Below are 12,141 nucleotides of genomic sequence, written 5' to 3'. Positions count from 1 at the left end.
ATGCTGCCCTGAGCGCTGGATACACCTGCGCTTAGGGCACTTCCCCACCGATTTTTCAACTCTGATCCATGCGGTATCCCGCACGCTCATATGCTGAAACATGAATCATGTGTCATATCAAAAGCGTGCTACCGCGACGCGGTTGAGTGGTACCCCGCCGCACGTCGGTTGTCGTTGCAGTGAAGGCAGCAAAGCAATCCCACCTCAATAGGAGAGAGACACCATGAAACACCCATACGGATATCGATGGCATTGGCTTTACGCGCTGGTCGTCACATTGATGACCGCGCTGGCAACGTTATCGGCCCACGCGGCGGTCACCGCCGGGCCCGGCGCGTGGAGCAGCCAGCAAACCTGGGCTGCAGACACGGTCAACGGCGGCAACCTGACCGGCTATTTCTATTGGCCCGCCAGCCAGCCGACCACACCCAACGGCAAACGCGCCTTGGTGCTGGTGCTGCATGGTTGCCTGCAAACGGCGTCCGGTGACGTGATCGACAACGCCAACGGTGCCGGCTTCAACTGGAAGATCATTGCCGAGCAATATGGCGCAGTCGTCCTGGCGCCCAATGCGACCGGCAACGTCTACAGCAACCACTGCTGGGACTACGCCAACACGTCGCCCAGCCGCACGAGCGGGCATGTGGGCGTACTGCTGGATCTGGTCAACCGCTTCGTCACCAACGCGCAATACGCGATCGACCCGAACCAGGTGTACGTGGCCGGCCTGTCCTCCGGCGGCGGCATGACGATGGTGCTGGGCTGTATCGCGCCGGATATTTTTGCGGGCATCGGCATCAACGCTGGCCCGCCGCCCGGAACCACCACCTCGCAGATCGGCTATGTGCCTGCCGGCTATACCGCCACGACGGCGGCGAACAACTGCAAGGCATGGGCAGGCTCGAACGCGAGCAGCTTCAATACGCAGATCGCCGGCGCCGTGTGGGGGACGTCGGACTACACCGTGGCGCAGGCGTATGGCCCGATGGACACCGCAGCCTTCCGCCAGATCTACGGCGGCAACTTCACGCAGGGCGCACAGGTGTCGATCTCGGCTGGTGGCACCAACACGCCCTACACCGATAGCAACGGCAAGCTTCGCACGCATGAGATTTCGGTCTCGGGTATGGCGCACGCTTGGCCGGCGGGTACCGGTGGCGACAACACCAACTACGTTGATGCCACGCATGTCAACTACCCGGCCTTCGTCATGGACTACTGGGTGAAGAACAACCTGCGCGCGGGCAGCGGGCCGGTGCAGTCGGGCAGCGCGCCCACCGGCCTGACGGTGACGGGCACAACCACCACAAGCGTTTCGCTGTCGTGGAATGCGGTAACCAACGCGACCAGCTACAACGTCTACCGCAACGGCAGCAAGGTTGGGTCATCCACATCCACGACCTATACCGACACCGGCCTGATTGCCGGCACCACCTACAGCTACACCGTAACCGAGATCGACCCGACGGCGGGTGAAAGCGCACAGTCGTCCGCGGTGTCAGCCAAGACGCAATCGAGCTTTGCCTGTACGGCCACCACGGCCAGCAACTACGCCCACGTGCAGGCTGGTCGAGCGCACGACAGCGGCGGCATCGCCTACGCCAACGGCTCCAACCAAAGCATGGGTCTGGACAACGTGTTCTATACGAACACGCTTGCGCAGACTGCAGCCGGCTACTACGTCATCGGCAACTGCCCGTAAGCCAGCGCCGACGTGGCCGCAGCGGCCACTAAGCAGACCGGTCCCAAGTGTGTTCTGCCATGGCTGAATGGAATTGGGGCCGGCGCCATTCCACGCTTGAGTTGGACCGCACAGACGCCGATGCCAGCCTTCGACTATCAGACCCGCTTCCGGCGTGCCCCGGTGGGCATGGTGATGTCCCGGGAGCGCGTGGTGCTCGACGTCAACGAGGAGGCTGCGCGCATCTTCGGCCATCCATGCGGCGCCATCATCGGGCAATCGTTCGAGATGCTCTATCCAAGCCAGGGCGACTTTGAACGCATGGGAGCGCGCATCGCACCGAACGTACGGGGCAGCTATTCGGACGAGCGCATCACCGCGGACGTGGTCGCGCGCCGGTATGGATTGGTAAGAATCGTGATCGATTCCTGATCGATTGATTCGAGGTAAGTAGGCGCACTTTTTGTTGACCTACGTGTGGGTGCTGCGCCGACGCTCACGCCCTTAATACTCGAATGACGCTGAGCTCTCGACCATGGGGCGATCGGCGGCACTGAAGTCTGCGGCCACAGGACCAAACTAGAGATCGGTAATCTTGAAGAGTGACACAACGCCCTTGAGATTGACGGCTTGCTCTTCAAGCGATTGCGCGGCAGCAGCGGCCTCTTCTACGAGCGCCGCATTTCGTTGAGTCACCTCGTCCATCTGGCCCACGGCCTGACTAACTTGCTCGATGCCTCGGCTCTGCTCTCCTGAGGCCGCGTCAATCTCAGCCATGATGCCGCCCACGCGCTGCACCGCATGCACGATGTCTCGCATCGCCGAGCCTGCACTCTCAACGAGCGCGGAGCCGGTTTGCACCTTGTTTGCAGCATCGCTGATCAACAATTTGATTTCCTTCGCCGCGGTAGCACTGCGTTGAGCGAGTGAGCGAACCTCTCCCGCAACGACAGCAAAGCCTCGGCCCTGCTCTCCGGCACGCGCAGCTTCTACCGCGGCATTGAGTGCCAAGATGTTGGTTTGGAACGCGATACCTTCGATCGTGCCGATGATGTCGACCACCTTGTTCGAGCTTGCTTCAATGTCCTGCATCGTCACGATCACTTGGTCCACGACGGACCCACCGCGGGCCGCAATATCGCTGGCCGCCACAGCCAACTGGTTGGCCTGTTGTGAGTGATCGGCGTTCTGTTTCACAGTGGCGGTGACTTCCGCCATGTTCGCTGCTGTTTCTTGTAGGGCCGCAGCTTGTTGCTCAGTGCGAGACGACAAATCCTGATTGCCAGAAGAAATTTGGCTGGCGCTGGTTGCGACGCTGTCTGCTGTTGCTCGTATATGTCTGATCAGTTCGGCAAGCGCGTCGCGCATCTGCGCCATGGCCCCGAGAACGCTTCCCGCTCTTGCGTCTGCTATCTCGGAAACCAGATCCAGGTTGCCATCGGAAATTCGTTGAGCGATACCCTTGAGAGTACTGGGCTCTGCGCCCAGTGTACGCATCAGCCAACGAACGATACTGACGGTAAGGAAAAGCGCAAGCACGATCGAGGACAAACCAATCGCGATCATCAACTTGCAGCGGCTCGCGGCATACGCGGCTGCATTCTGAACAGTCTCGCCGGCAAGCTTCTGTGTGTGCTCGAGATAGCGCTCAATATGCCTCTCCAGTTGCGCCGCAAGGGGATGCCCTAGGTTGTTGAGCGCCTCTATAGAGCCTGGCCTATCGGACATCGCGCGATCGACAACCTGCTTGGCTACATTATTGTTGTCGGCATTCAATCGGTTGATGTCGGACGCGAGGTCTTTTTCCTCGGTCCCAACCTCACTTGATCTGACGAGCAATTCGTTGAGCTGTCGTAGAACACTCGCAGTGTCGGCCTGTGCTTTCGCTTCACTCGCGCGCGCCGCCTCGGCGCCAGCGGCGTTCTGGGAGAGCACCACGTTCTGAAGCGCTATGGTGTGCCGATAAAAAGCAGCCCGGTACGCCTCAGCCATTGCCATACGCGCGCCAATACCGGCAGCGTATCTTGATGCCTGATTGCTTGCCTCGTTCATCGAGTTCACTGCAATGCCGGTTAGCACGAGCAGCAGGATTGTGAGCGAGGCAAATGCCAAGCTGAGTCGTGTCTTCACGGTCGTCATTTAGATGCGTTCAACCAGAGTTAGCCGATGAAGCTTGCTATGAAGGAAGCCGGGCCGCGCCTTCGCTTGGAGGGGCGTGGGCCCATTCTAGGTACCGTGGTGAGCAGCGACGATCCGGGATCGGCTTAGGCTATCCAAATACTGTGGAAAGTTTCGTTTCTCGCAGCCACTTGGAGAAGTGGCAGTAAGCGACTAGTGATGGAGTGTGCGGATGTTGGCTATCCGATTGGTCCACATGGGCGGCCGTATCGTGTCAGCCATTGAGGAGTGCCGATGCTCTAAGTGGCTGGACGCGCAGGAGGCTTTATCCGGTCTCGGTCATGATCAGCCGTTGTTGATTTGCACGGAATCCTGACCCACCCGAGGTAGGTTTTTGCATCGAATGTTGACCCACGTATAGAACACTGTCCCGCTCGGCAACGAGCGGGAGATCGGAGTGATCGACGTGGCCATACTGAGCATCATTCGACGCTGGCATCTTCGCGACCAGATCCCGCTGCGCGAGATCGCCAGACGCCTGGGCATCTCCAGGAACACGGTCAGGCGCTATCTGCGCGCTGACACCACGGCACCGGCCTATCCTGCACGGCAGAGTCCGAGCAAGCTCGACGGCCATGCCGCCAAGCTCTCCGCTTGGCTCAAGACCGAGGCCAACAAGCCACGCAAGCAACGGCGCACACTCAAGCAGATCCACACTGATCTGTGTGCCTTGGGCTTCACCGGCTCCTACGATCGCGTTGCCGCATTCGCTCGCCGCTGGCGCCAGGAGCAACAGGAGCAAGCCCGCACGTCGGGGCGAGGCACCTTTATCCCACTGCGCTTCGCAGAGGGTGAGGCCTTCCAGTTCGACTGGAGCGAGGACTGGGCGGTCATCGCCGGCGAGCGCACCAAGCTGCAAGTGGCTCAGTTCAAGCTCAGCCACAGCCGCGCATTCTTCCTGCGCGCGTATCTGCTGCAGACCCACGAGATGCTGTTCGATGCCCATCACCACGCCTTTGTGGCCTGGGGCGGTATCCCGCGTCGCGGCATCTACGACAACATGAAGACCGCCGTGGATCGCGTGCGCCTGGGCAAGTTGCGTGACGTCAACTTGCGCTTCAGCACCATGGTCAGCCACTACCTGTTCGACGCCGAGTTCTGTAACCCGGCCTCGGGCTGGGAGAAGGGGCAGATAGAGAAGAACGTGCAGGACAGCCGTCACCGCATCTGGCAACGCATCCCTGCATTCGGCTCTCTGGCGGCACTTAATGACTGGCTGGCCGACCAGTGCGTACGGCTGTGGCAGCAGACCCGCCATCCTGAGCTGGACATGACCCTCTGGGAGGCCTGGTCGCTGGAGCGGCCACACCTGATGCCCGTGGGGCAGCCGTTCGATGGCTTTGTGGAGCACACCAAGCGCGTCTCACCAACCTGCCTGGTGACCTTCGAGCGCAACCGCTACAGCGTACCGGCGTCGTTTGCCAACCGGCCCATCAGTCTGCGCGTCTATGCCAATCGGCTCGTGTTCGTGGCCGAAGGCCAGGTGATTGCCGAGCACGTGCGGCACATCGACCGTAGCCATCTTCCGGGGCGCACAATCTATGACTGGCACCACTACCTCGCGGTGCTGCAGCGTAAGCCCGGTGCGCTGCGTAACGGCGCACCGTTCGCCGAACTGCCAGAGGGCTTCCGACGCCTGCAATCCACACTGCTCAAACGCCCTGGTGGCGATCGCGAGATGGTCGAGATCCTGGCGCTGGTGCTGTTGCACGACGAACAGGCCGTGCTCACTGCGGTGGAGCTCGCACTGGAGGCGGGTGCCCCGTCCAAGCAAACCATCCTGAACATCCTCAGCCGCCTCCTGGAAGGCGAGCCCGTGGCACCGATCACCTCACCACAGGCACTGGCGCTGCACGTCGAACCGCAGGCCAACGTCGGCCGCTACGACAGCTTGCGAGATCGGGAGGTGCATCATGCAGCATGAAGTCATGTTGGAGATGCTCAAGTCGTTGAAGCTGCACGGCATGGCACAAGCGCTGGGCGACCTGGCGGCGCAGGACTCGCCGGCCTACCAGTCGGCCGTGGCCATCCTGTCGCGTCTGCTCAAGGCCGAGCTCACCGAGCGCGAGGTGCGCTCGCTGGCCTATCAGATGAAGGTGGCGCGCTTCCCAGCCTACCGAGACCTGACCGGCTTCGACTTCAGTTGCAGCGAGGCCAACGAAGCACTGGTGCGGCAGCTTCACCGCTGCGAGTTCCTCGAGTCGGCGCACAACATCGTGCTGGTCGGCGGCCCAGGTACGGGCAAGACCCATCTCGGCACCGCCATCGGCGTGCAGGCCGTGGAGCACCATCACCGTCGAGTGCGCTTCTTCTCGACCGTGGAGCTCGTCAACGCGTTGGAACTGGAGAAGGTCTCAGGCAAGCCGGGACACCTGGCCACGCGACTCATGTATGCCGACCTGGTGATCCTCGATGAGCTGGGCTATCTGCCGTTCAGCCAGACCGGCGGCGCATTGCTGTTCCACCTGATCAGCAAGCTCTACGAGCGCACCAGCCTCGTCATCACCACCAACCTGAGCTTCGGCGAATGGTCCAGCGTCTTCGGGGACGCCAAGATGACCACCGCGCTATTGGATCGCCTCACGCACCACTGCCACATTGTTGAAACCGGCAACGATAGCTATCGTTTCAAGCACAGCACCACCCAGCCCAAGAAGGAGAAACGCACCGCCAAACAACCCGCACAAAGCGACACCTAACAGCCTTTGGGGTGGGTCAGTTTTCGATGCAAATCCTGGGTCAGGATTCGGTGCAAATCAACAAGTAGCCAACTTTCATGTCCTTACCGGTGCCAGCAAAGGCATCTCGGCAGCGCTGCTTTGTCTTGTGCCCGTATCGGCGGCGATAGGGTGGATCGTGGCGAATCGACTCGGCATCCGGGACCCGGTCCGTTTCTCTTCATTGGGGCAAGACAGGCTATAGCATGCTGGCACGAGGCTGGCTGACACCGCACAGAACAACGCCGACTGTAATTGCAGTAAAGCTATCGTGCGTTGAGGCGAGAGTATGAATGCTCTTTTCCAACGGTTAGACCGGGCCCCACACTTCAATGTGGGGCGGATCTTGGAGAGCGTGATGACGACTAAACAGCGGCTGTTAAAACGAATGCTTCACGCCGGCCATCACCCCGAGTTGATTGCCGCCAGGAGTGGGGTTGCTCGTTCCTACACTGCCGCCGGCGCTTACTGAGAGGTTCGACTGCCCACCGTTATCGATGTACCCGCCGGTGAGATACACCGACGTCCGCTTTGAGAATGCGTAGGTACCCCGGACGGCACCCAGCCACGCTTTGTTGGCACTGTTGTTGAAATGCAGGTAGTAGACTTGCCCCGCAACGTTGAATGCGGGGGTGATGTCGTAGGAGGCACCTGCGTAGTACAACTGGCTGTGTGATGGCGTGCCACCTTCGTTGTTGCGGATCGAAGCGCCAACACCCACCTTTGTTTTGTCGAATAGCGCGTAAGCCCCGAGGAGCAGGCGATCGTCCTTGAGCTTGCTACTGCTGAGGCCGGCCGCTGCGCCGGGGCCGCCTCGCAGCGAGTCGTACGCGGTTGATATACCCCAACTGCCGGTTTCGTACATTAGTAGGGCAGACCACTCGCGGCACGCGCGACTGTCCGATGCCAGTTCGCCAGCGCAGTTCGTGCCGGCCGGATTCGTGCCTGCGTTGACTGTGTCGCGTCCAAAGCTATACGTCGCGCCGACCGTAAGTTCACCGAACTTGCCCTTGTAAGCGATGGCATTGTCGGCACGCGCATTCGGGCGATAGCTGTCCAACGCGTTACCGCCATAGACGTTGGGTCCAAGGATGTCCGAGTCGAGAATTGCCCAGAACAGCATGGTGTTCTGCCGGCCAAACGTCAGCTCGCCCCACGGCCCGCTGAGCCCTACGTTTGCTTGTCTGCCGAACAGTCGTCCGCCCTGGTTCGAGACGCCGGAGTCCGGCGCGAAGCCAGATTCAAGCGTGAAGACCGCCTGCAGACCACCGCCCAGGTCTTCCTTGCCGCGCATGCCCCACCGCGACGGCACGGTGCCTGTGAGGTTCGGCATGCGCACCAGCCCGCTTTTCGTAGCCCCAACGTTATTGACGTATTCAACGCCGGTATCCACAAGGCCGTAGAGCGTGATGGACTGTGCAACGGCCATCATCGGGGTGGCTGCCCCGATACTCATGCCGATCAGCCAGGACGTGGTTTTCATGGTGAGGTCTCCTCTGTGTAGTCCCCGTGCCTGACACTTCGACGGGTTTTGTCTGTTTTTCTTGGGATGTACTCCGCCGAGAGGCGGTCGCACGTGGCGACCCCTCTTGGGGCAATGCAGGATGGAAGGTAGAGGGATGGCGCGCGGCGGCGCCTCGATGCCTAGGGCGAGATGTCTTCGAGCGCCCGGTTGGTGGTCTCGATCATGCGCATGGCCGCCAGCAGGCCGATAACGTTCACCAGCGCAAACATGACAAACACCGAGGCGATGCCGTAGCCAGCGAGAACCACACCGACGATGGCCGGCGCAGCAGCCGATGCGGCACGCAACCATGACGTCGCCAGCCCGGTGCCGATGGCACGCATGCGGGTTGGATAGATTTCAGGCGTGTACAGATATAGCAGCACGGTGGTCGTGCCCATCACAGCGTAGGCAGTAGACGCCAGAATCATCACAGACAGCGCACTGCCGGCACCGATCGCCGCCAATGCCGCTAGCAAGGCCCCACTGATCAGGAAGCACGCCATGGCCCAACGCCGACGTCCGACGCGATCTACAAGGAGGGCGCACACCAGCACGGCACAGGTGCTGAGGACGTTCGACACCGACGCCATATGCAGAGATTCCTGCAGCGGTAAGTGATACACAGTCTTGTACAGGCTCGGAAGCCAATTATTGATGCCGTTGGCGACAAAGTAGGAACTGGCCCACAGCAGCCACACGACGAGGGTCCGCCCCCGGTACAGCGGCGAGAACAGTTCCTTCCACGAGCCCTTGCGACGTGTGCGGATGCCATCGAGCAGCGTGGCGACTCGCGTGTCGATTTCAGTGCTGTCGCGTTGCGGGTCGAGATTGCGTCGGGGCGTGCTGGCTTCAATGTCCCGGATCACGTGTTCGGCTTCGTCAAATCGGCCCTTGGAGATGAGCCAGCGCGGCGACTCGGGCAAGCGCATGATCAACAGCGCTACGAGGATGCCCGGGATGCCCCCGACCAGGAACATGTATTCCCAGCCAAAGCGCGGCACGAGGAACGCGCCGACCTGGGCAGCCGCCAGCAGCCCCAGCGGAAAGATCAGTTCGTACAGGATGAAGAACCGTCCGCGCCCGTGCGCTTGCGACAGCTCGTTGATGTAGGTCGCCGCCACCGGCACTTCACCACCGACGCCGATACCCTGCAGGAACCGGCACAGGAACAACATCTGAAAGTTGCCGGCAAATGCGCACACCACACTCATGACTGACATCAGGCCGACTGTGATGGTGGCACTCCGCACACGGCCCAGGCGCTCGGCCAGCCAGCCAAACAGCAGCGCGCCGATCACCTGGCCAAGATAACCGGCGGCGATCAACACGCCGATCTCGCCCGGCGAGAGATGCCACAGTCCCACAAGCACCGGCATGACGAAGGCCAGCGAGAGCGCGTCAAAGGCGTCGAACAGCGTAGCGCTGCCCATGATGATGCGGGCCTTCGTGTGCCAGCGACTGAAGGGGACGTTCTCGATGCGGAAGAGGAGATGTGCGGCGCGCGAGCCGGAATCGGCTGACGCGGTGCGCGCGGTCTCCTGCACGCCGTGGGGTGCCAAGGCGGACGAGGTAATGGTCATGTTGTCTCCAGATGTCATTGTTCTGATGCGTGGCCACGGGTTGCGTCCTGCATCGATGATCTTGTTGTTCTGGTGGCAGCCGTTGGTCGGCTATTGCGCCGGGCGTGGCGCTTTGATAGCGCTTGTATCACGCCCGGACAGGTACTGCTTCCGGTGTGCACATGCCGACAACGCGGCAGCGCACACCGTGTGGCACGCCTTCAAGGCGTTGCCGGCAGCTTGCTTACCTTACGCGGCAAGAGGCTGAACCACACCAGCACCCGGGCCGGTGAGCCCAGCCGAGCGCATGGCGTTGGCAATGTCGATCTCTGCGCCGGGTTCCAGCGGCAGCAGCGGAGAGCGCACGGTGGCGTGCTCGAGGATGCCGCGCGCGACGAGCGCGTGCTTGAGCGCGACGGTGCCCTCCATGTGCGAGCCACGGTGGTAGACGTTCTTCGTGATCGGCAACAGCTTGTCGTGCAGCGCACGTGCGCGTGTGTAGTCTTTGTCCTTACCGGCTGCGATCAGTTCGATCAGCAGTTCGGGCGCGATGTTGCCGTATCCAACCAGTGCGCCGTCCACGTCGAACATGGTGTGCAGCAGGTATTCATCGTGGCACGTCAGGATCTGGAGCTCCGGGTTCTCGCGACGGATCACGGGAATTTCGGTATCCCAGCGGCGCATGTTGCGTACGCCGTTTTTCATGGCGAACACGCCCGGCTGCGCGGCAATCTCAAGCTGCGTCTCCAGGTTGTACGTTGCCTTGGTCACGTCCGGATACTGGAAGAGGATCAGCGGCAGGCCGCTTTCCTCGTAGATGGCGCGATAGCGGTCCTGCGGCGCGCCCTTTTGGTAACCGAAGCGCAACCAGCCGTGCGACGGATAGACCAGACCGGCCGAGGCCCCAGCCTTGACGGCACGCTTGGCCTCCGCCGCCGCCACCTGCGTGCCCTCGAGCGTGATGCCGGCGATGACGGGAAGCTTGCCGTCCACCGATTTTACGAAACTCTCGATTACGGCGATTTGCTCGTCTTGCGAAAGGAAGGTGCCTTCGCCGGCGTGTCCCAGCACGACCAGGCCCTTCACGCCGTCAAAGCTGCCGAGCCACTTGCCTAGGCGCTGGATGGCCGCGTGGTCGACAGCGCCATCGCGGGTGAACGGGGTCACGGGGGCGGGTACGAGGCCGCGCAGATCAATGTCTTTCATGGAGTCTCCTCACGAGTGGATCGATAGGTCTTTCCGGGGGCGTCATGCCGTACCCGGAGAGCGCTCGTCGCCGGCGAAGCCTTGGAACGCCTGGGTGGTCGACGTGCTTGCGATGCAGTCTAGGGAGCTGCCAGGCATGCCGGAAGAGTGAATTCAGGCATTTCAGATATACTGAATTGACATATCAAAAACGTGGGGACGCCGTGGATTACGCGGGCTGGAAACTATTCATCGAGGCCGCCGAACTTGGCAGCCTCAGCAAGGTGGCATTGGCGCATGGCACAACGCAACCGCATATCAGCAGGCAGATTGCCGAGTTGGAGCAGGCAGCCGGTGGCCGGCTATTTCAGCGGACGGGCCGCGGCGTCGTGCTGACGGAGTTGGGTCAGCGCATCGCACCGAAGGTGCGGGCATGGCTGGCGGGCACGGAGCAGTTGGCCAACGACATTCAAAGCTCGGCCGGCAAACCAATCGGGACCGTACGCCTGGGCATCATTCCCTCTACGGCGCATCCTTTGGTTAGCACGCTGTATTACCGCCTACGCGATCGCTATCCACTCGTGCAGCTCAGCGTGCGAGAAGGTCAAGGCGCGCAGTTGGAAACCTGGCTGGAAGAAGGCAGCGTTGATCTTGCCCTGTTGTTCCGGCACAGCCCGACACCCAAGCATGGGGACATCTATCTCACCGAAGCCGCGACATACCTGGTGGGCAGACCCGGCGATCCGCTTCTGGCTGAGCCCACGGTGCCGTTTGCAGCCGTGAACGATTTACCGCTGGTTTCGTTCTGCCGGCCCAGCAGTTGGCGGGATTGGCTCGACCACCTTGCGACCCAGCGCGGCATCTCTCTTAACGTCGTCGTCGAAGCGGATTCCCTCAGCCTGCAGACGCGCATCGTTGAGGACGGCGGCATGTACGCGCTGCTGGGCCCATATGCCATCGCCAACGCCGTGCGGGAAGGGCGGCTGCAGGCGGCCAAGGTGGTGGACCCGACGGTCTATCGATACATCGCGCTGGCGATGTCCCGGCATGGCGATCTGACGCTCGCCAGCCGCACGGTGATGCAACTCACAAAGGAGATTGCTCAGACGGGAACAGCGGTTTCTGAGCATGGGCAGTAAGGAGGTCCGACTGGGTACGCCGCGCGTTGACAGGGGCGTGTGAAGCCCTCACGTGCGCTGTCTCGCGGAGCGGAGCCAGCGCGAGCATGACGGGTACGGCTTCTATATGTGGACGGCAAGCTACCTCGACAGACTTAATTTCCGCCCGACGGACTTTATTTTTCCCGATCAACCG

8 protein-coding genes and 1 pseudogene are annotated in these 12,141 nt (G+C 61.5%); 5 read left to right on the top strand and 4 right to left on the bottom strand.

Going from position 1 to position 12,141, the window contains the following annotated elements; translation table 11 throughout:
* Positions 1-280: 280 nt before the first annotated feature.
* Both V6657_RS25785 and V6657_RS25780 read left to right on the top strand, forming a co-directional pair.
* Complete coding sequence (locus V6657_RS25785; protein ID WP_248694756.1) at positions 281-1,702, top strand: PHB depolymerase family esterase; 1,422 nt, start codon at positions 281-283, stop codon at positions 1,700-1,702.
* A gap of 120 nt (positions 1,703-1,822) precedes the next feature.
* Positions 1,823-2,056 (top strand): annotated as a pseudogene (locus V6657_RS25780) (PAS domain-containing protein); the annotation flags it as partial.
* Between the two features lie 204 nt (positions 2,057-2,260).
* Here V6657_RS25780 and V6657_RS25775 read toward each other — a convergent pair.
* Positions 2,261-3,820 (bottom strand): methyl-accepting chemotaxis protein, encoded by a 1,560-nt coding sequence (locus V6657_RS25775; RefSeq protein ID WP_082170066.1) that lies wholly within the window; start codon positions 3,818-3,820, stop codon positions 2,261-2,263.
* 436 nt (positions 3,821-4,256) lie between these two features.
* Between V6657_RS25775 and istA the strand changes: the two genes are divergently transcribed.
* Together istA and istB are read left to right on the top strand one after the other, a co-directional pair.
* A complete protein-coding gene (istA, locus tag V6657_RS25770; RefSeq protein ID WP_012760797.1) occupies positions 4,257-5,783 on the top strand; it encodes an IS21 family transposase in 1,527 nt (508 codons plus the stop codon).
* Positions 5,773-6,558: an IS21-like element helper ATPase IstB gene (istB, locus tag V6657_RS25765; RefSeq protein ID WP_004630242.1), complete on the top strand. Its 786-nt coding sequence runs from the start codon at positions 5,773-5,775 to the stop codon at positions 6,556-6,558. The genes istA and istB overlap by 11 nt, the downstream gene beginning before the upstream one ends.
* 397 nt (positions 6,559-6,955) lie before the next feature.
* Here the strand turns inward: istB and V6657_RS25760 are convergent, their stop codons facing one another.
* The 3 genes from V6657_RS25760 to V6657_RS25750 all read right to left on the bottom strand — a co-directional run bounded on the left by V6657_RS25760 (position 6,956) and on the right by V6657_RS25750 (position 10,848).
* Positions 6,956-8,059, bottom strand: coding sequence for a porin (locus V6657_RS25760; protein ID WP_137884574.1), 1,104 nt, complete (start codon positions 8,057-8,059; stop codon positions 6,956-6,958).
* A 161-nt stretch (positions 8,060-8,220) separates the two neighbouring features.
* Positions 8,221-9,663: an MFS transporter gene (locus V6657_RS25755; RefSeq protein ID WP_137884573.1), complete on the bottom strand. Its 1,443-nt coding sequence runs from the start codon at positions 9,661-9,663 to the stop codon at positions 8,221-8,223.
* A 228-nt stretch (positions 9,664-9,891) separates the two neighbouring features.
* Entirely contained in the window at positions 9,892-10,848 is a 957-nt protein-coding gene (locus V6657_RS25750) for a dihydrodipicolinate synthase family protein (protein ID WP_048936140.1), read from the bottom strand.
* Positions 10,849-11,051: 203 nt separating this feature from the next.
* Between V6657_RS25750 and V6657_RS25745 the strand changes: the two genes are divergently transcribed.
* On the top strand, positions 11,052-11,966 hold the full coding sequence (locus tag V6657_RS25745; protein ID WP_137884572.1) for a LysR family transcriptional regulator: 915 nt from the start codon (positions 11,052-11,054) through the stop codon (positions 11,964-11,966).
* Positions 11,967-12,141 lie beyond the last annotated feature (175 nt).

The organism is Ralstonia sp. RRA, from assembly GCF_037023145.1.
Classification (GTDB): Bacteria; Pseudomonadota; Gammaproteobacteria; order Burkholderiales; family Burkholderiaceae; genus Ralstonia.
This window is presented reverse-complemented; position numbering and strand designations above follow the sequence as displayed.